Genomic DNA, 19,402 nt, shown 5'->3' with positions numbered 1-19,402 from the left:
CCACGCGCCGGAGCGTGAGGTGATCCCGGAAGACGCGTGGGAACCCGGGACGGGCCACACTGGACGGACGGGGACGGGTGGGAAGGCAGGGTCATGGACGACGGCACGCGGCACACCGGCACCACGCAGGACCGCGCCGCCGCGACCCACGGCGCCGGGCACCGGGGCGCTCACACGTCCGGCGCGTCCTGGTCCACGGCCGCGCAGGCCACGCTGCACTGCCTGACCGGTTGTGCCGTCGGCGAGATCCTCGGCATGGTCATCGGCACCGCCCTGGAATGGGGCAACCTGGGGACCACGCTTCTGGCGGTCGCGCTGGCCTTCGTGTTCGGTTACTCGTTCACACTGTTCGGCATCCGCCGGGCAGGACTCGGACTCAGGGGCGCCGTCAAGGTCGCACTCGCCGCCGACACCCTCTCCATCGCCGTGATGGAACTGGTCGACAACGGCATCATCCTCCTCGTCCCCGGTGCGATGGACGCCCAGCTGCGCGACGGACTGTTCTGGTCGACGCTGCTGGGCGGCCTCGCGGTCGCCTTCGTCGTCACCACGCCGGTCAACAAGTGGATGATCGGCCGCGGCAAGGGCCACGCCGTCGTCCACGCGCACCACTGACCGCCGGCCCGCCCGGCCCGATTCCTGCCTCCCCCTTCCCCGCCCGCGATTCAGACGCGGCGGCCCCACGCGGAGATCATCGGGGAGGTCGCCAGGTCCAGGCGGCCGGAGGCCACGTTCTCCAAGTGTCCGTCGATCTCCTCGTCGGTCGCCAGTCCCGCCGCGACCAGGCGCTCCCTCACCTGCCGGACCGTCGCCGCCTCCAGCACGGCGCACGCCGGGGAGGTGACCGGAAAGTAGGCGTCCGCGGTGACGTCGGCGAGTCCCGCCTCGCGCAGCAGGCGGGGAAGCCTGCGGCCGTACGCGAGGTCGGCGCCGCGGGCCGCCAGCAGCGAACGGAAGCCTCGCCTGAGGCGGTTGGCCAGCTCCTGCTCGGGCCCGTACTCGTCGAGGCAGATCAGCGGCTGCGAGGCGGGGTCGGCGTCCTCCAGCAGGAGCCACCCTCCCGGACGCAGGGCCTCGGCCATCGAGCGCAGGGCCCGGTCCCGGTCCGTCACGTGGACGAGCACCAGCCGGGCGTGGACGAGGTCGAAGCCACCCTCGGGCGGCGCGTCGCGGCCGACGTCGTGGCGCCGCACCTCCACGACGCCTCCGGCCGCCCCGGAGGCCCAGGAGGTGTCGATGTCGGTCGCCAGCACCCTGCCGGCCGGGCCGACCCGGTCCGCGAGCCAGGACACCACCGAGGAACCACCGGCCCCGACCTCCCAGCACCGCCAGCCCGGGGCGATGCCCAGTTCCCCGATGTGCCGGAACGTGGACGCGTCGAAGAGTGCGCCGAGCGCGTCGAAGCGCGTACCGGCTTCCGGCTGGGCGTTGTCGAGAAGGTATCCGGTCTCGCCGGAGGAGGGCGTCGTCATAGGACCAGTGTCATGTCGCACCTGTCCCGCACACACATCAAGGCACGGGCATCTGCGGTGCTCGAAGAGCACGGTCCGCGGCAGTCCCGGCGAAGCAGCGCACACCTCCGGACACGGCGCGCTCCGGGGGCCGCCTGAGGGTTGGGGCTCAGGGCCGGCCCCTGATCATCGACATCAGCAGGCCGTGGGTCTCGGCGTCGGCGGCCGCCACGAGCCCCCGCCCGCCCCGGCCGACCGGGCCGCCGTCGACGCCGGTGACCACGCAGCCGGCGGCCCGGCACAGGGCGATCCCGGCCGCGAAGTGCACGCTCGCCGACAGGTCGCCGCCATCGGTGACGTAGGCCGCGCGCTTCCCGGCCGCGACCCAGGTCAGCGCCAGCGTCGTGGACATGACCCGTGGCCGGAACCCCTCGACGAACCGCGGGTGGGCCAGCAGTTCCACGGCCCGGAAGCCGGGCGCGCCGGGGAACGGCGGATCGAGGTTGACGTCCACCAGCCGGGTGGCGGAGGTCGGGACCAGCGGGGCGTCGGCGCCGTCGTACCGCACCCGGGCGGTCTCACCGTCGGTGAGGAAGACCTCGCCGCTGAACGGATCGGCGACGGCCGCCACCCCGTCGCGCAGCGCCACGTTGACGGCGACCGCCATGGTGCCGGCGGCGTAGTTCAGCGTGCCGCACAGGGGGTCGACCAGCCACTGGCGCGCCGCGCCGGCCGCGCCCTGCCGTCCGCCCTCCTCGCCGAGCACCGCGTCGTCGGGCCGGGCGGAGCGGAGGACACCGAGGATCGCCCTCTCCGCCTCCACGTCGGCGGTGGTGGCGAAGTCCCCGCCCCCTTTGTCGATGCGGGTGAGGCGCTGGCCGTACAGGGTGCGCACCACCTCCGCGCCGGCACGGACGGCGGCTGCCGCGAGTTCGGTGTCGTCGAGCGGCGGGTCTGAGTCGATCACGCGGTGCAGCCTACCCATCGCGTCGCCAACTGCCGTTCATGAGACCCGAGATGAGGTCTCGGCGGCGGTTCACCGGTCGTCCGCCGGGCCATCGTTCCACCGCGCTTCCGCCAGACGCGGGACGCGCCCGGACGGGACTAGTACGGCCGGGAAGAACCGGTGCGCCCGGGAAGGACCGGTGCGGCCGAGACTGGTCGATCAGGGGCAACCTGATCGTAGTATCGGTGATCTCTGGGGGGAGGCAGTCATGGGCAGGCAACGCCCCGGCACGCCGACGCTGGAGGAGGTGGCGGCCCACGCCGGTGTGGGCCGCGGCACCGTCTCCCGTGTCATCAACAACTCCGCGGGAGTGAAGGAGTCGACGCGTCGCGCCGTGCAGCGCGCCATCACCGAACTCGGCTATGTGCCCAATCTGGCCGCGCGCTCGCTCGCGGGCCGGCGTGCGGACGCCGTCGCCCTCGCCATGACGGAGCGGGACTGGCGGCTGTTCGGGGAGCCCTTCTTCGCCGAGACGGTACGGGCCGTCAGCGACGCCCTGGCCGACACGGGGATGCAACTGCTGCTCACCCTGGTGCGCACGGACGTCGAGCGGCGGCGGTTCGTGGAGTTCGCGCGCGGCGGCCGGGTGGACGGAGCGCTGCTGATGTCCGTGCGTGCCGAGGACCGGCTGCCGGACATGCTCGCCGAGTCCGGCCTGCCCACCGTTCTGATGGGGCGCCGTTCGGGCGACGAGTGCGTCACGTACGTGGACGCGGACAACGTGGGGGGCGCCCGTGACGCGGTCGCCCATCTGCTCGGCCGAGGGCGGAGGACGATCGCCTCGATCACGGGGCCGCTCGACATGTACGTCGCCCGGTGCCGGCTGCGTGGCTATCAGGAGGCGCTGGCCCTCGCGGGCATCGAGAACAAGCCGTCCTGGGTGGTGGAGGGCGACTTCACGGAGGAGAGCGGGCGCCGCGGGATGACCGAGCTGATCGAACGGCACCCGGACATCGACGGCGTCTTCGCCGCGTCGGACACCACCGCCGCCGGGGTCCTCGCGGCCCTGCGGGAGGCGGGCCGCCGGGTGCCGGAGGACGTGGCGGTGATCGGCTTCGACGACTTCCCGCTGGCGCAGCACACGGCTCCGCAGCTGACCACGGTCCGTCAGCCGCTGGACGAGATCGGCCGGGCCCTGGTGCGCCTGCTCCTCGAGGAGATGGCGGAACCGGCCGTGGCCTGGCAGCACGTGATCCTCCGTACGGAGCTCGTGCTGCGCGGGTCGGCCTGAGCCGGGGCGCCGGACGGCACCGGGTCGGTGCGGGCCGGTCCCGCCGGCGTCCGCGACGGGCGCGTCGGCACCCCACGCCGTGCCGCCACCCCGAGGAGTCCTCGCAGAGCCTTCGCGTCTTCGCGTCTTCGCGTCTGAGAGACCGCGTCGGCCGGGAGCGGCTTCGTGGACCCGCCGCGTGCGGCGCGGGCGCGCCCGTCGGGAGCGCTCCCAGTTCCAACCCCGGTCCCGGCCGCCGTCCGACGCCCGACCGTACGACCTGTGGTTTCGAGCCGCGTTCGACGCCGACCCGTCCGACATCTTGTCAGGGACATGTACTACTCCCTACAGTCCCTGCCAACCCGCTGGATGGGAGCGCTCCCAGTTCCGCATCTTCCGTCCGGCCCGGGAGCGGAGGTCTCCCGTACAGCTCCGGCCGTCCCCCGAAAAGAGGACCCATGCGATCGTTACCGCACCGTCCCCGCCGTCCAAGCGCCGTGCTCGGCGCGCTCCTCACCGCTCTCGCGGCCATCGCGGCCCTGATGTCCACCGCGTCGGCGGCCCAGGCCGACACGACGATATGTGAGGAGTTCGGTTCGACCACCATCCAGGGGCGCTACGTCGTCCAGAACAACCGCTGGGGCACCAGCGAGGCCCAGTGCATCACCGTGACCGACTCCGGATTCCGGATCAGCCAGGCGGACGGCTCGGTGTCCACCAACGGCGCCCCGAAGTCCTACCCGTCCGCCTTCAACGGCTGCCACTACACCAACTGTTCGCCGGGCACCAACCTCCCGGCGCGGCTCAACACCATCTCCAGCGCCCCCACCAGCAGTTCGTTCAGCTACGTCAGTAACGCGACGTTCGACGCCGCGTACGACATCTGGCTCGACCCGACGCCCCGGACCGACGGTGTGAACCACACCGAGATCATGATCTGGTTCAACAGGACGGGCTCGGTCCAGCCGGTGGGTTCGCAGGTCGGCACGGCGAACGTGGCCGGGCGCTCCTGGGCGGTCTGGTCCGGCAACAACGGCGGCAACGACGTGCTGTCCTTCGTCGCCCCGTCGACGATCAGCAGCTGGAACTTCGACGTGATGGACTTCGTCCAGCAGGCCGTCTCCCGTGGAATGGCTCAGAACGACTGGTACCTGACGAGTGTCCAGTCCGGTTTCGAACCCTGGCAGAACGGCGCGGGGCTCGCCCTGAACTCCTTCTCGTCCAGCGTCAACACGGGTGCCCCCGACCCGGGCGACCCGGGTGACCCCGGGGATCCGGCGGCCTGCGAGGTGACGTACGCGACCAACGTCTGGCAGGGCGGCTTCACGGCGGACGTCAAGGTCGCGAACACCGGCAGCTCACCCGTCGACGGCTGGAAGCTCGCCTTCACCCTGCCCTCCGGCGAGCGGGTCACCAACGCCTGGAACGCCACCCTCTCCTCGACCTCCGGAGCCGTCACGGCGAGCAACCTGGCGCACAACGCGCGGCTCGCTCCCGGTGGCAGCCAGTCCTTCGGCTTCCAGGGCACCTACAGCGGCACCTTCGCCAAGCCGGCCAGCTTCTCCCTGAACGGCACGGCCTGCGCCACCGCGTGACGCGGGCCAGGGCCTCTCGTTGCGGTCAGTCCGGAACGAAAAGACCCTGGGCGCCACTGACGGGCCGGCGGGCGGCCCTCACGCCGACGGGGGCCGCCGGAACGGCACCCGTCGCGCTCCGGTGGGGCGGCACAGGCCGCCCCACCGGAGCCGGTGCGGCCGGTGAACCCGGGGCGGGCTCGCCGGCCCCCGCCCGGTAGCGCCCCGGCGTGGTGCCGAACTCCCGGCTGAAGGCGTGGGAGAGCGCGTACGGCGTGCCGTAGCCGACCCGGCCCGCGACGGCCGCCAGGGAGTCCGGGGTGTCGCGGAGCAGGGTCGCGGCGAGCGTCAGACGCCACCAGGTGAGGTAGGCCATCGGAGGGCGCCCGACCAGGCCGGTGAACCGGCGGGCCAGGGTGGGGCGGGACACGCCCGCCGTGGCCGCCAGCCGGTCGTTGGTCCAGGCGGCGGCCGGGTCCGTGTGGAGTGCGCGCAGGGCGGCGGCCACCACCGGGTCACCCAGCACGGCCGGCCAGACACCGGCCGTGCTCTCGGCCATCCAAGAGCGGATCATGTAGACGAGGAGCAGGTCGAGCAGGCTCGGAACCGCCATACAGGAGCCGGGCCGCTGTGCCTCCAGTTCACCGCCGAGCAGGTCGATGGCGGCCCGGAGTTCGGGATGCCGGCCCACGTGGTGGGGAAGGTGGACGACCTCGGGCAGCTCCGCCATGAGCGGATGCACGTGACTGCGGTCGAGCCGGTATTTGCCGCACAGCAGTTCCACCTCACCGGCCGGGTGCGCGTCACCGGCCAAGGCAGCCTCACCGGCCGCGTCTCCGCCTCCGCCTCCGCCTCCGCCTCCGGTCGAGGAACGGCCCTGCGGGCTCCCGTCGCGTCGCCATCGCTCGAACGGCACCGCGCGGCGCACGGTCACCGGGTCGGCGGGCGCGTCGGCGATGACGTGACCTGTGCCGTGCGGCAGCAGTACGGCGTCGCCGGTGCGCAGCGACACCGGGTCGCCGTCGTCGGGCAGCAGCCAGCAGCCGCCCTTGAGCACGACGTGGAAGCCCGCCCCTTCGTACGGGGCGAGACGCGCGCACCACGTTCCGCCGACCCGCACGCGCTCGGAGGAGGGCCGCCCGACTCGTACGGCCGAGATCGCGTCGCTCACCACGTCCACGCCGTCAGGGTACCGGCCCCCTCAGAGGTGAGACGACCGCGTATCCGCTTGAGCACGGCGGGCATTGAGACGCTCGGGGCTGCCTTCCTAGGGTCGGGGTCATGGAGAACGAGAGCGAACAGACCGTCATGCTGGGCGACGTCGCCGTCACCCGGGTCACCGAGTGGCAGGGCCCGTACGCGCCCGTCCGGGGACTCTTCCCGGAGGTTCCCGCCGAGTCGTGGAGGGACAACAGGAGTTGGCTGGAGCCCGCCCACTGGGACCCGGACAGCGATCAGGCGGTGGTCGCGCTGCAGACCTGGGTGCTGCGCAGCGAAGGGCGGACCGTACTGATCGACACGGGAGTGGGCAACGGGCGGGAGCGGCCGGGCTCACCCTTCTTCCACCACCGGCAGGGCGACTTCCTCGGCCGGCTCGCGCGGGGGGGCGTGGACCCTCTGGAGGTCGACGTCGTCGTCAACACCCACCTGCACGCCGACCACGTCGGCTGGAACACCCGGGCGGTGGACGGACAGTGGACGCCGGCCTTCCCCAACGCCCAGTACCTGATACCGGCCGCCGACGACTTCCACTTCGGACCGGACAACGGGTACGGAGCCGGCCTGCGCGAGGACGACCGGCTCGTCTACGAGGACAGCGTGGCGCCCGTCCACCGGGCCGGGCAGGTCGTGCTGTGGGACGGCGCCCACCGCATCGACGAACACCTCACTCTCGAAGGCGCGCCCGGCCACACGCCGGGCTCGTCCGTCCTGCGGCTCCGGTCGGGAGGTGAGCGGGCGGTCTTCGTCGGCGATCTGCTGCACAGCCCCGTCCAGATACTTCACCCCGCGTGCAGCAGCTGCCTCTGCCTCGACGGGAGCCGGGCGGCGGCCTCCCGTCTCCGGATACTCGGACGGGCCGCCGATGAACGCGAACTCGTGGTCCCCGCCCACTTCGGCGGCGGGGGCGCCGTCGAGGTCCGGCGGGACGGCGGGCGGTTCACCCTGGGCGAGTGGGCGGTCTTCGACGGCGGGCGGTAGCGCCGGGCGTCGTCACACTGGCCAGGAGGCCGCCCCGGGCCGCAGGAAGCGCTGGAGGATCAGGCGCAGTGTGGGCAGTTGAGCGGCCGGGTCGAAGGACGGATCGGTGGACGGCAGTGGCGCGGATGGCGGTTCGGGGCCGGACGCGGGAGTCCGGCGGAGGGGCGACCGCCCCACACGGTGAGTGCGGTGCCGGCCCGACGGTGGTCGGGCGCCGGGCCGGCACCGGCTCGAAGGCGGCGGGTCAGTGCCGGCCGGCCACCCGGGCACCGCAGTTGGTGCCGTTCTTGCCGGCCACCTCACCGGCGATCTCGCCGCGCCAGGTCACACACAGACCACGGGCGTCGAGGTAGACCGGACCGGCGTACGAGGTGTAGTAGCCCTCGTCGACGACGGTGGTGGTCGGCGAGGCGAAGCCCAGTGAGGCGGACATGTGAACGGCGGTCCCGGAGGTGGCGCGCACGGTCACCACGCAGTTCTTGCCGGTCGCGGAGCTGTAGGTGAGGAACACCGTGCCCTTGCTGCCGATGTTCGCCGAGTTGACCACGGAGTAGCCGCTGCCGCAGGCGCCGTTGTAGGCCGCTGCCGTCGCCGCGGGCCGGGCCGCACCGGATGCTGCCGGTGCGGCCGCACCGGCAGCGGGTGCGAAGGCGGCCGCGACGCAGGTGGACGCGGCGACGGCGGCTCCCACCGCGGAGGCACGTCGGATGAAGGTCGTCATGTCTGGTCCCCGATTCCTGTTCTGGTCACCACGCACGGACCGTGACGGCCGGCAACCGGCCGCCGGTCCGCGCCGAGTGGCTCGCACGACGTCAGACCCGTGCGTCGGGCGGGCAGTTGTACGTCCTGTCCGCTGTTACCGACTCATGACAGTACTGTCGGCGATCAGCCCGGGACCGTCACCGGGCCGCGTGGCAAGGGGAGTTCACCAGTTCGCGCGTTCACCCGCGACGAGTGGTGTGAGCGCCCGCGTCGCTCGCGCCGGGGTGGTCGCCGGGGCCCGGGGACGGGTGGGTGAGCGGGGTGGGCGAGAGCACGCTGTTCTCCTCCCCCGGCTCCAGCAGGGTGTCGGCCGCGCCCACGATCAGCGGGTCCGGCGCGCCCACCGCGTCGGGGTCCTTGCTCATGTAGGCGAAGCGCCACAGGAGACTGCGCATCGCCTCCAGCCGGCCGCGCTTCTTGTCGTTGGTCTTGACGACGGTCCAGGGCGCGTACGCGGTGTCCGTGGCGCGGAACATGTCGACCTTCGCGATGGTGTAGTCGTCCCAGCGGTCGAGCGAGGCCATGTCCGTCGGGGAGAGCTTCCACTGCCGGACGGGGTCGACCTGCCGGATCGCGAACCGGGTGTGCTGTTCGCTCCGGGACACGGAGAACCAGAACTTCACCAGCAGGATGCCGTCGTCCGTGATCATCCGCTCGAACTCGGGGCACTGGCGCAGGAACTGCTCGTACTCCGCCTGGGTGCAGAACCCCATGACCCGTTCGACTCCCGCGCGGTTGTACCAGGACCGGTCGAAGAAGACGATCTCGCCGGGTGCGGGCAGATGTGCGATGTAGCGCTGGAAGTACCACTGGCCCGCCTCACGCTCGGTGGGTTTCTCCAGGGCCACCACCTGGGCGCCACGCGGGTTGAGCCGCTCCATGAACCGCTGGATGGTGCCGCCCTTGCCGGCGGCGTCCCGGCCCTCGCAGACCACGACCAGCCGCTGCCCGGTGTCCTTGACCCAGCGCTGGAGCTTCAGCATCTCGATCTGCAGCACCCGCTTGCGCCGCTCGTACTCGGCGCGCCGCATCTTGCGGTCGTACGGATAGTTCTCCCGCCACGTCGCGATCGGCTGCCCCGCGTGGTCCAGGAGGATCGGCTGTTCGGGCCGTGTCTCGTCCACGGTCAGTCCGTCCAGCAACTGAGCGGACTTCGTCCCGGCCCTCCGGCTGGTCCCCTCGTCGTCACGCAACGGCTCTCCACCTCTCTCGCTCACCCGGAAGCTCCCTGCCCATCGTGTGCCACCGAAACCCTCGCGGCATCCGCGCCCGGCGATCTCAGGGCCGCTCACCGCCGGGAGGATCGCCCTCCGGACCGTCCGGACCCTTCGGACCGCCCGGACCCTCCGGACCCTCCGGGCGGTCGGGATGGTCCGGGTGAGGGTGCGGAGGCGGGGGATGCTGACGGAAGTGGACGTTGACGTCCTCGAAGCTCTTGAACGTCTCGGTGACCGCGTACGACTCGTACGCACGCCGGTCGCCCCAGCTCAGCCGGACCTTGTCGGTGAAGGGCGTGAGCAGACTGCGGGGCCACAGCCGCTGTGTCCGCACCGAGCTCACCTCGGCCGCCACGACGAAGACGAGCGCCCCGAGGTAGATCCAGGCGATCAGGCCGAGCACGAGACCGAACATCCCGTACGTGGCGCCCGCCCCCCGCAGGACGTGCCCCACGTAGTACGTCCCGGCCCACTGCAGCACCTGCCACACGAAGGCCGCGCCCAGCGCCGAACCCCACAGCCGCCGTACCGGGATCCTCCGGTGCGTGAGCATCCGGGACGCCAGGATCAGCATCAGCGCGCTCAGTGCCACGGACACCACGGTGATGCCCAGACGCAGCTGGACACCGAAGCGGGTGCCGAAGACGTCGCTCTCCGACGCGGCGACGGACAGCCCCGTGGAGGCGCCGAGGCCGACCGTGGCCACCAGGAGGAACAGCAGGCCCTTGACCCGCGAGCGGAACGGGTCGGGACGGGTGTGCCGGGGCACGGCCCAGATCTTGTTGAGGGCGTACTGGGCGGCCTGCGCGATTCCCAGCCCGCCGTAGAGGCTGCCCAGGATGCCGACCGTCAGGGCGACGCCGTTGCCCTGGAAGGAGTGGATGTTCTGGCCGATCTGGTCGCCGATCACGGGGAACTCGCTGAGAGCGGAGTGCAGCACCTGCCGCTGCAGCTGCTCGTTGTCGTGCAGGAACGCGCCGAGCGCGGTCACCACGATGAGCAGGAACGGGAACAGGGAGAGGAACCCGTAGTAGGTGAGCAGCGCGGCGAGGTAGGTGCCCTGGTCGTCGGCGAACTTGTACACGACGGCCAGCGGCAGACCGACCCACCGGTGACGCCGCTGGAAGGCGTCGATGCGTTGCGTCACTCCCACGCTGCCTCCTGGCCCCGACCCGCCCGTGGTCCCAGGGACCGGCGTACACCTCAGCCCCAACCTGCCCGGTTTGTCCTGGCGGCAATCAGCGGAAACCCGTCGGCCGGCGCCGGTCCGGCGCCCTGCGCGGGGCCGTTTCCGGTGGCCGCGCGCGGGGAACCCGGCACGGATCCGTCCCGACCCGACCCGACCGGTCCCCGTCTCGGCCCGTTCCGTCGGCGGAGGAGGAGACGGAGGTGGCGGGATCCGGTGGTCCGCGGAGGGCTACGCTGGGAGGGCGAGCGCCGGTCGCCCCCAAGCAGGGAGGCTGCATCGATGGACACGTCAGGCGCCCAGGACGGTCTCGGGTGCCGCCGCTATCTGCCGATCTCCGACCATGGACTGATCGGTGACCTGGAGAGCGTGGCGCTGGTGGGGACGGACGGCACGATCGACTGGTACTGCTCGCCCTCGTTCGACTCACCCAGTGTGTTCGCCTCGATCCTGGACGCGGAGCGCGGCGGATCGTTCGCCCTGGCCGCGGCCGTGCCGGCGAGGACCAAGCAGTTCTACTTTCCCGACACCAACGTGCTGATCACCCGGTTCTTCACCGACGGCGGCGTCGGTGAGGTGCAGGACTTCATGCCGGTGGGCGGCGGCGCGACGGAGGCCGAACGGCACCGGCTGATACGGCGCGTCCTGTGTGTACGCGGTTCCGTCCCCTTCCGGGCGCGCGTGGCTCCCCGGTTCGCGTACGGCACCCGGCCGCACACCGTGCGGATGTCCGACGGCATGGCGGTGTTCGAATCAGCGGACATGTCACTCGCCCTGACGGCGACGGTGCCGGCCGAGGCCGACGGCCCGGATGTCGTGGCGGAATTCGAACTGGGCGAGGGCCGGTCCGCTGTGTTCGCGCTCGACCAGGTCGGCGGCGAGGTCACACCGCGCGGATGCGCGGGCACCGAGGCGCAGCAGCAGTTCGCGGCCACCGTGACGTACTGGCGGCGCTGGCTGTCCGCCTCCCGCTACCGCGGCCGGTGGCGGGAGATGGTCCACCGCTCGGCGCTCACGCTGAAACTGCTGACCTACGCGCCGACCGGCGCGATCGTCGCGGCGCCGACCACGAGTCTGCCCGAGCGGTTCGGCGGGGAACGCAACTGGGACTACCGGTACGTGTGGGTGCGCGACGCCGCCTTCTGCGTGTACGCGCTGCTGCGGCTCGGCTTCGCCGGTGAGGCCGAGGCGTTCATGCGGTTCCTGACCCGCCACATCGGGCCGGGTGACGGGCGCGCCTCGGGGCCGCTGCAGATCATGTACGGCATCGACGGGCGCACCGATCTGCCGGAGCATGAGCTCACCCATCTGGAGGGCTATCAGGGCTCCGCCCCCGTACGGGTCGGCAACGCCGCCGCCGATCAGCTGCAACTCGACATCTACGGTGCCCTCATCGACTCGGTCTACCTCTACGACAAGTGGGCCCAGCCCATCTCCAGCGACCAGTGGGACGACGTCTGCGCACTGGTCGACTGGGTGTGCGAGCACTGGGACCAGCCGGACGAGGGGATCTGGGAGACGCGGGGCGGGCGGAAGAAGTTCCTGTACTCGCGGCTGATGTGCTGGGTGGCGATCGAGCGGGCCATCCGGATGGCCCGCCGGCGCGGGCTGCCGGCGGATCTGCCGCGCTGGACCGGGCGCCGCGACGCGATCTACCGGCGGATCATGGAACGGGGCTGGTCCGAGGAGCGGCAGGCGTTCGTCCAGCACGAGGACGACGACGTGCTCGACGCGTCGGTGCTCATGATGCCGCTGGCCAAGTTCATCGCTCCGACCGACCCGAAATGGCTCTCCACGCTGGACGCGCTGACCAAGGATCTGGTGTCCGACTCGCTGGTCTACCGCTACGACCCGTTCTCGAGTCCGGACGGGCTCCAGGGCGACGAGGGGACCTTCTCGATCTGCTCGTTCTGGTACGTGGAGGCGCTGGTGCGCGCCGGCCGGGTCGACGAGGCGCGGCTGGCCTTCGAGAAGATGCTGACCTACGCCAACCATCTGGGCCTGTACGCCGAGGAGATCAGCCACACCGGTGAGCAGCAGGGCAACTTCCCGCAGGCGTTCACCCACCTGGCGCTGATCAGCGCGGCCTTCAACCTCGACCGTGCGCTGAGCTGAGCCGAGGGCCGCCGGGCGGATGCGGTCGTCCTCAGGGCGGGCGCCACGCACGGGAGCCCGGTGCCGGACGCGCGACGGACGCGTGTCCGGCACCGGGCTCACAGCCGGTACGGGAACAGGATCAGGCGCCGACGACGCCGGACTTCGCGATGCGGATGGTCGCCTGGGTGGAGCCGCTGCGGGAGCCCAGGGCCTCGATCGCCTTCACCACGTCCATGCCCTCGGTGACCTCACCGAAGACGACGTGCTTGCCGTCCAGCCAGTCGGTGACGATGGTGGTGATGAAGAACTGCGAGCCATTGGTGTTGGGTCCGGCGTTCGCCATGGACAGCAGGCCCGGCTTGGTGTGCTTCAGCTGGAAGTTCTCGTCGGCGAACTTCTCGCCGTAGATGCTCTTGCCTCCCGTCCCGTCCCCACGGGTGAAGTCGCCGCCCTGCAGCATGAAGGCGGGGATGACCCGGTGGAAGGACGAGCCCTCGTATCCGAAGCCGTGCTCGCCGGTGGCCAGCTCCCGGAAGTTCTTCGCGGTCTTGGGGACCACGTCGTCGTACAGCTTGAAGACGATGCGCCCGGCGGGCTCCTCGTTGATGGTGATGTCGAAGAAAACGTCGTTGCTCATGGGACACATGCTGTCACGTCGCCGATCTCCCGGCACACAGGCACCCGTCCGACGCACCGTCCGGCCGCCGGCCGGCGCCGCGAGACGCCCGGCGCGGGCGGCGGAAACCGCCCGGCGGGGCGGGACGGACGCCGGGCCCCGCCCCGCCGGGCGGGCCGGTCCGGTCAGGCCGTCAGGTGCGCCAGCACCGAGCGCATCGCCTGACGGACGGCGTCACGTGCCTCGTCGGTCGCGTCGACGGTGTCGAAACCGTGGTGTCCGTTCGGCACGTCGATGACCTCGGTCTTCGCCCCGCAGTCCTCGGCCGCTGCCAGGAACTCCTCGACGGTGGCGGCGATCTCCGGCATCTCCCGTCCCACCCGGGTGAGGACGACGGGCAGCGCGCCCGCGCCCGCCACCGCGTCCGCCGGACGGAAGCGGCTGCCGGACAGTCCCCAGTTCGGCAGCGGCGCGATGACCGGGTAGCTGGCCGCCAGACAGCGCAGCCAGGCCGGCGGCGCGCCCAGCCAGTCCGCCGTGAGCAGGCCGCCGCCCGAGAAGAACCAGAGCGCCACCCGGTCGGCGTCCACCCTCGGATCGGCCCGGACCCGCTCCACTGCGGCTCTGACGTCGGCGGCGGAGCGCTCGTAGTCGCCCATGTCGTGCAGCCGGTGGTCGAGGGTCACGGCCACCACTCCCTGCCCGGCCGCGTACCGGGCGTACCCGACGAAGCCCGGCCAGTCCCGGGGCGTCGGCCGGGCGCCGGCCGGCACCGGGCCTCCGTGCACGAACACCACCGCGGGCCAGGGGCCTTCGGCGTCGGGCAGGTACAGGTCGAGGTTCCCGGTCCGCTCCCGGGGCCTCTCCGGCACGTCCAGCACGAACGGCCGCAGGTGGGCGGGGGGCTCGGCGGCGTCGGCCGGCTTCAGCCGGTGGCCCTCGCCGGCCGCGGCCCGCAGCAGCACCTCGGCGAGTTCGGCCGGGCACGACAGCATCGGCCAGTGGCCCGTGGGGAGTTCGAAGAACGTCACCCCGGGACCGGTCAGGGCCCGCAGGGCCGGGTCGCCGAAGCCCACCACCATCTGGAGCATCTCGATGCTCACACCGTTCGCGGTGCACAGCACCCCGGTGGTGGGTACGGCGGCCACCGCGCCGGACAGCCTCAGCGGCTGGAACAGCGTGCCCAGCGGTTGCGGCGCGGCGAGGGCGGTGAGCCGGTCGAGCGCCACGTCGGACACGCCCTCGGTGCTGCCCCAGCGCTGCCACTCCTCCAGCACCGGGGGCGGCAGCTCCCCCGCCGCACCGCCCCCGGACCGCTCCCCCGCCGCCCCGCCGCCGGCCTGCTCCGCCAGCCGCTCCCGCAGGGCCTGGTCGGGCACCGCGGCCAGGGCGGGGACGCCGTCCCTCGGCATCCCGGCGTCGAGGTGGACGATCCGTGAGACGCGATCCGCGCGCCGGTCGGCGGCGCCCAGCGCCGGGTGGATCCCGTAGTCGTGTCCGACCAGCACGATCTCCTCGCCGCCCGCCGTGCCGCCCCCGGCGCCGCCGACGGCGTCGATCACCGCGAGGACGTCCGCGATGTGCGTCTCCAGGTCGACAGGGCCCCCCGCGGCCCCCGCCACGCGCGGCCCGCCGAGCCCGGTGAGGCTCACCGCGTGCACGTCCGCGCCCGCCGCGGACAGCCGTTCGGCCGTCCTCTCCCACACGTGTCCGCCGGTGAACGCGCCCGGCACCAGGACGAATGCCGTCATGAACCTCTCCCCACACGTCGTTGTCCGCGACCGGCCCGATCGTCCGGCCACGCTCGCGGTTACGGTAGGAACTCCCCCTGAGGGAGGTTCAAGTGTTCCCGTCGCCCGACGGCCTGTGCGGCATCGGCGAACTCGCCGAGCACGCGGGCGTCACGGTCAAGACCGTGCGCTTCTACTCCGACCGCGGCCTGCTCCCGGAGGCCCGCCGTAGCGCCGGCGGACACCGGCGCTACGGCCCCGACGCGCTCGACCGGCTCCGCCTGATCCGCTCGCTGCGCGGTCTCGGCCTGCCCGTGGCCGAGATCCGGCGTGTGCTCGACGAGGAGGACACGGCCGGCGAGCGGGGCGGGGCCGGCGGTGTGCTGCGGGACGCCGTCGCCGGGCAGCTCAGCCGGCTCGGCTCCGAGATCAGGGCCCTGCGCTGGCGGGAGGCGGGGCTGCGGCTGGTGCAGGAGTGCCCGCCCGGGGAGCGGGCCGACCGGCTGCGGCTGATCGGCTCGGTGACGGCGCCGCCCAGCACGGCCGCGCTGGCCCGCTTCTGGCATGCCTGGCTGCCGCCGAGGATGCCGGCGCGCTCCATGACCGCGTTCCTGGAGGCGGCGGTCCCGCATCCGCCCGACGACCCCGGTCCGGCCCAGGTCCTGGCCTTCGCCCGCCTGCACACCCTGGTCTCCCGCCCGTGCACGGGCGGGGAGCGGCCTCAGCCCGAGGTGCACCGGGCCGCGGGCACCCGTGGATCGGCCCTGCTGTACGCGGGCCTCGCCGAGGCGTACGAGCTCGCGAGCGACCGGCTCCGGCGGGGCACAGCGCCGTACCCGGGCGCGGAGCTGGACGGCTTCGTGGCCGCGTACGCGTGTGCGTACGGCACCCGGGACACGGCCGGCTTCCGGCGGCGGCTGGTGGGGCAGCTCGCCGGGGACCCCCGGATCGACCGGTACTGGGAGCTGGTGGCCGAGGTCGTCACCCCGCCAGGGGGCCGGCCGGAACCGACTCCCGGAACCGCGCACGACTGGCTGCTCGCGGCGCTGACCGAGCAGACCGCCGCCGCGGCCTGAACCCGAGCCGTACGGTGGCCCCGGAGGCGCATCGCCGTACGGTCCCGAAGCCGTTCGCCGCTTCGGCACGGCTCACGACGACGCGGTGGAGTCCGTTGCCGCCCGCTCGTCCCGATCCCCTCCCCGCCGGCGCCGTCCGCCCCCGTGGGCGGCGGTGCCCTCTCTTCCCGAAGGACCCGGCCGTGACTCCCAGTACCGCGCAGCATCCCACCGGCCCGCGTCGCTCTCCCGAGGCCCGGGTGGCCGACGTGGTCCGCCACGCCGTCCGGGCGGGCCTCCTCGGCGAGGACCGCCCTCTCGCCGGGTTCCTCGACACCGAGGGCATCCGTGCCTCGGTCGACGCCCTGCGGGCGGCCTTTCCCGCACCGCCGGACGTCCTGCACACGTTCGCGGCCAAGGCCGCGTCCCTCGTGCCCGTGCTGCGGCTGCTCGCCGAGTGCGGCATGGGATGCGAGGTGGCGAGCCCCGGTGAGCTGCGGCTGGCCCTGGAGGCGGGGTTCGCGCCCGCCTCGATCGTCCTCGACTCCCCCGCGAAGACCCGTGGGGAGATCCGCCGGGCCCTCGCCCTCGGGATCGCGCTGAACGCGGACAACCTGGCCGAGCTGGACAGGATCGGTGAGCTGCGCGCCCCCGGCTCCTCGTCGGTCGTCGGGCTGCGGGTCAATCCGCAGGTGGGGGGCGGCTCCATCGGGGCCATGAGCACCGCCACCGCCACCTCCAAGTTCGGGGTGGCACTCCGTGACCCGGGGGCCCGGGACGGCGTCGTCCGCGCGTTCGCCGAGCGCCCCTGGCTGACCCGCCTGCACGCCCATGTCGGCTCGCAGGGCTGCCCTCTGGAGCTGATCGCGGAGGGCGTCGCCGAGACCTGCCGGCTCGCGGAGGACATCAACGACGCGGTGGGGCACAGGCAGGTCACCAGCCTCGACATCGGGGGCGGCCTGCCCGTCAACTTCGCCGACGACACCGTCAGCCCCTCCTTCGCGGACTTCGCCGCGACGCTGCGCGCGGCCGCGGCCGGTCTCTTCGACGGCCGGTACTCACTGGTCACCGAGTTCGGGCGGTCCCTGCTCGCGAAGAACGGGTTCATCGGCGCGCGGGTCGAGTACACGAAGGACGCGGGAGGGCGCCGGATCGCCCTCACCCACGCGGGCGCGCAGACCGCCACCCGCACCGTGTTCATGCCCGACGCGTGGCCGCTGCGGGTCGCCGTCTTCGACGCGGCGGGCAGGCCCAAGGACGGCCCGCCGCTCGTCCAGGACGTCGCGGGCCCCTGCTGTTTCGCCGGCGACGTCGTCGCCCACGGCCGGGAACTGCCCGAGCTCGCCGAGGGAGACCTGGTGGTGCTCCTGGACACCGGCGCCTACTACTTCTCGACCCCCTGGTCCTACAACAGTCTGCCCCGCCCCGCCGTGCACGGCTTCGCCCGCACCGGCGCCGGCGACACGGGCGAGGTCCGCTTCGCGACCGTACGGGACGAGCAGACCCTCGACGAGATCGCGGCGGAGAGCGGCCTGGCCCACGTGGACTCCCTGCTCGCCCTGGGAGCGGAGCACCCGGTACAGGGCTGATCCGCCCGGGGTGAGGCCTCTGTAGGGTTCCGGCATGGCGGGCGACGACACGGAGCAGGCGGTACGGGCGGCCGTCGAGGGCGAGTTGCGGCTCCTCGATCCCGGTGTACGTACCTCACCGGCGCTCGTCCTGGAGCTGCTGGACCCGGAGTTCACGGAGATCGGAGCGTCCGGACGCCGGTGGGACGCGAGGTCGATCCTCACGGTCACGAGCAGCGGCGGCGTGTCGCCGCGACACCCGGTCGAGGTCAGCGAGATGTCCGGGACCGTCCTCGCCCCCGGCATCGTGCACCTGACCTACCTCGCCGACCACCGGGGCCGCAGGACGCGGCGGAGTTCCCTGTGGCGGCTGACGGAGGAGGGCTGGCGGATGTACTTCCACCAGGGAACCGTGACAGGCTGAGGAGGCGAGCACTCTCCGCTCACGCGGTTTCGTGCCGGGTGGTTCTGTCCCGGGTGCCACGCCGGGTCGGCGAGCCCGGCTCGCGGTCGCGGGTGTGGCGCGGTGGCCGGGGGCCGCCGCGCCACGGGTGCGCTGATCTTGCGGTGAGCAGGAGGTGGAGCGAAGGGTGGGCCGTGGGTCAGTTCGCGGTGCAGGAGACCGTCGGCCAGGTCCAGGTGCCGTTGGTCTGGATCGTCACCCCGAAGTTGTTGCCGCTGCCGTTCGGCTTGGCCGTCAGCACCTGCGAACTCGGGTAACTCGCGCTGATGTTCCAGGTCGACAGGATCTTCTCCGGCGACGGAACGTTCATCGTCACGGTCCAGTTGCTGGAACCACTCACCGAGACGTTGAGGTTGTACCGGTCACCCCACTTCTCACCGGCGGACAGCGTCGCGGCACAACCACCGCCACCACCGCCACCGCCGCCGCCACCGCCGGTGCCGCCACCGTCGGGAGCCACGGCGCGGCCCGTCTGCGGGGAGATCATGCCCGCGCACAGGCCCTTGGCGGCCAGCGTCTGCGCGATCCGCGGGATCGCGGCGAGCGTGTTGGCGGGCCACTCGTGCATGAGGATGATCTGGCCGTTGCCGAGCCGGCCGACGGCCTGCACGATGGCGTCGGTGCTCGCACCGTTCCAGTCCTGCGAGTCGACGTCCCAGATGATCTCGGTCAGGCCGTACTTGGCCTCGACCGACTTCAGCGTGGAGTTGGTCTCGCCGTACGGCGGGCGGAACAGTTTCGGCGTGCCGCCACCCGCGTTCGCGATGGCCTGCTGGGTCCGGGAGATCTCCGAGTCGATCTGCGACTGGCTCTGCTGGGTCAGGTGCGGGTGGGTGTAGCTGTGGTTGCCGACCCACATGCCCGCGTCGACCTGCGCCCGGACCTGGGCCGGGTAGGAGGCGGCGAACTGGCCCTCGTTGAACATCGTGGCCCGCAGCCCGTTCTGCTTGAGGGCGTTGAGCAGGGCCGGTGTGTGGTCGTTGGACGGGCCGTCGTCGAACGTGAGGCCGACGTACCCGTTGCAGGCGGCGGCCTGAGCGGGGCCGGTGCCGGCGACGAGGGTGCCCGCCACGGCCGTCGCGGCGACGGCCAGGGTCGTGACGAGGGACCTCAAGGACGCTCGTGGTCTGGTTCTCATACGGGGAACCTCTCTGGAATGCTCCGGTCGTCCGGGGTCAGTTCGCGGTGCAGGAGACCGTCGGCCAGGTCCAGGTGCCGTTGGTCTGGATCGTCACCCCGAAGTTGTTGCCGCTGCCGTTCGGCTTGGC

The 19,402-nt window shown here is 72.5% G+C and carries 17 protein-coding genes; 8 read left to right on the top strand and 9 right to left on the bottom strand.

All coding sequences use genetic code 11. From position 1 onward, the window contains the following. Window positions 1–93: 93 nt before the first annotated feature. The gene (locus ACFY93_RS10315; protein WP_391355756.1) at window positions 94–615 is read left to right on the top strand and encodes a DUF4396 domain-containing protein; all 522 of its coding nucleotides are present in this window, start codon (window positions 94–96) and stop codon (window positions 613–615) included. Between the two features lie 50 nt (window positions 616–665). Here the strand turns inward: ACFY93_RS10315 and ACFY93_RS10310 are convergent, their stop codons facing one another. Both ACFY93_RS10310 and ACFY93_RS10305 read right to left on the bottom strand, forming a co-directional pair. Next, on the bottom strand, window positions 666–1,472 hold the full coding sequence (locus tag ACFY93_RS10310; RefSeq protein WP_391355753.1) for a methyltransferase domain-containing protein: 807 nt from the start codon (window positions 1,470–1,472) through the stop codon (window positions 666–668). A 148-nt stretch (window positions 1,473–1,620) separates the two neighbouring features. After that, window positions 1,621–2,436, bottom strand: coding sequence for an inositol monophosphatase family protein (locus tag ACFY93_RS10305; protein ID WP_391355752.1), 816 nt, complete (start codon window positions 2,434–2,436; stop codon window positions 1,621–1,623). A gap of 229 nt (window positions 2,437–2,665) precedes the next feature. Here ACFY93_RS10305 and ACFY93_RS10300 point away from each other — a divergent pair, with 229 nt between their 5' ends. Together ACFY93_RS10300 and ACFY93_RS10295 are read left to right on the top strand one after the other, a co-directional pair. Beyond that, window positions 2,666–3,688: a substrate-binding domain-containing protein gene (locus ACFY93_RS10300; protein WP_391355749.1), complete on the top strand. Its 1,023-nt coding sequence runs from the start codon at window positions 2,666–2,668 to the stop codon at window positions 3,686–3,688. A 437-nt stretch (window positions 3,689–4,125) separates the two neighbouring features. Further along, on the top strand, window positions 4,126–5,262 hold the full coding sequence (locus tag ACFY93_RS10295; RefSeq protein WP_391355745.1) for a cellulose binding domain-containing protein: 1,137 nt from the start codon (window positions 4,126–4,128) through the stop codon (window positions 5,260–5,262). 25 nt (window positions 5,263–5,287) lie between these two features. On the opposite strand, the gene ACFY93_RS10290 is transcribed toward ACFY93_RS10295, so the two are convergent. Beyond that, window positions 5,288–6,421, bottom strand: a complete 1,134-nt coding sequence (locus ACFY93_RS10290) for a cupin domain-containing protein (RefSeq protein ID WP_391355742.1) — start codon at window positions 6,419–6,421, stop codon at window positions 5,288–5,290. Window positions 6,422–6,522: 101 nt separating this feature from the next. Here ACFY93_RS10290 and ACFY93_RS10285 point away from each other — a divergent pair, with 101 nt between their 5' ends. Continuing rightward, window positions 6,523–7,440: an MBL fold metallo-hydrolase gene (locus ACFY93_RS10285; protein WP_391355739.1), complete on the top strand. Its 918-nt coding sequence runs from the start codon at window positions 6,523–6,525 to the stop codon at window positions 7,438–7,440. A 244-nt stretch (window positions 7,441–7,684) separates the two neighbouring features. On the opposite strand, the gene ACFY93_RS10280 is transcribed toward ACFY93_RS10285, so the two are convergent. The 3 genes from ACFY93_RS10280 to ACFY93_RS10270 all read right to left on the bottom strand — a co-directional run bounded on the left by ACFY93_RS10280 (window position 7,685) and on the right by ACFY93_RS10270 (window position 10,572). After that, window positions 7,685–8,161 carry a spore-associated protein A gene (locus ACFY93_RS10280; protein ID WP_391355737.1) on the bottom strand — a complete coding sequence of 159 codons (477 nt, stop codon included), beginning with the start codon at window positions 8,159–8,161 and terminating at the stop codon, window positions 7,685–7,687. Window positions 8,162–8,381: 220 nt separating this feature from the next. Then, window positions 8,382–9,395, bottom strand: a complete 1,014-nt coding sequence (gene ppk2, locus ACFY93_RS10275) for a polyphosphate kinase 2 (protein ID WP_391356231.1) — start codon at window positions 9,393–9,395, stop codon at window positions 8,382–8,384. An 85-nt stretch (window positions 9,396–9,480) separates the two neighbouring features. Continuing rightward, window positions 9,481–10,572: a YhjD/YihY/BrkB family envelope integrity protein gene (locus ACFY93_RS10270; RefSeq protein WP_391355736.1), complete on the bottom strand. Its 1,092-nt coding sequence runs from the start codon at window positions 10,570–10,572 to the stop codon at window positions 9,481–9,483. 315 nt (window positions 10,573–10,887) lie between these two features. Here ACFY93_RS10270 and ACFY93_RS10265 point away from each other — a divergent pair, with 315 nt between their 5' ends. After that, on the top strand, window positions 10,888–12,720 hold the full coding sequence (locus ACFY93_RS10265) for a glycoside hydrolase family 15 protein (RefSeq protein ID WP_391355733.1): 1,833 nt from the start codon (window positions 10,888–10,890) through the stop codon (window positions 12,718–12,720). A gap of 121 nt (window positions 12,721–12,841) precedes the next feature. On the opposite strand, the gene ACFY93_RS10260 is transcribed toward ACFY93_RS10265, so the two are convergent. Together ACFY93_RS10260 and ACFY93_RS10255 are read right to left on the bottom strand one after the other, a co-directional pair. After that, the gene (locus ACFY93_RS10260; protein ID WP_391355731.1) at window positions 12,842–13,339 is read right to left on the bottom strand and encodes a peptidylprolyl isomerase; all 498 of its coding nucleotides are present in this window, start codon (window positions 13,337–13,339) and stop codon (window positions 12,842–12,844) included. A 164-nt stretch (window positions 13,340–13,503) separates the two neighbouring features. Further along, window positions 13,504–15,069, bottom strand: a complete 1,566-nt coding sequence (locus ACFY93_RS10255; RefSeq protein WP_391355728.1) for an alpha/beta fold hydrolase — start codon at window positions 15,067–15,069, stop codon at window positions 13,504–13,506. 92 nt (window positions 15,070–15,161) lie between these two features. Between ACFY93_RS10255 and ACFY93_RS10250 the strand changes: the two genes are divergently transcribed. The 3 genes from ACFY93_RS10250 to ACFY93_RS10240 all read left to right on the top strand — a co-directional run bounded on the left by ACFY93_RS10250 (window position 15,162) and on the right by ACFY93_RS10240 (window position 18,095). Next, entirely contained in the window at window positions 15,162–16,124 is a 963-nt protein-coding gene (locus ACFY93_RS10250) for a MerR family transcriptional regulator (RefSeq protein ID WP_391355726.1), read from the top strand. A gap of 182 nt (window positions 16,125–16,306) precedes the next feature. Further along, the gene (locus tag ACFY93_RS10245; protein WP_391355724.1) at window positions 16,307–17,692 is read left to right on the top strand and encodes a diaminopimelate decarboxylase; all 1,386 of its coding nucleotides are present in this window, start codon (window positions 16,307–16,309) and stop codon (window positions 17,690–17,692) included. A gap of 34 nt (window positions 17,693–17,726) precedes the next feature. Further along, on the top strand, window positions 17,727–18,095 hold the full coding sequence (locus tag ACFY93_RS10240; protein WP_391355721.1) for a DUF4440 domain-containing protein: 369 nt from the start codon (window positions 17,727–17,729) through the stop codon (window positions 18,093–18,095). Between the two features lie 178 nt (window positions 18,096–18,273). Here the strand turns inward: ACFY93_RS10240 and ACFY93_RS10235 are convergent, their stop codons facing one another. Further along, window positions 18,274–19,272, bottom strand: a complete 999-nt coding sequence (locus ACFY93_RS10235) for a polysaccharide deacetylase family protein (protein WP_391355719.1) — start codon at window positions 19,270–19,272, stop codon at window positions 18,274–18,276. Between the last annotated feature and the right edge of the window lie 130 nt (window positions 19,273–19,402).

Source organism: Streptomyces sp. NPDC008313 (assembly GCF_042956125.1).
In the GTDB taxonomy this organism is placed as follows: Bacteria; Actinomycetota; Actinomycetes; order Streptomycetales; family Streptomycetaceae; genus Streptomyces.
Note: the sequence above shows the minus strand (reverse complement) of the source record. Positions and strands in the feature narration are given on the sequence as shown.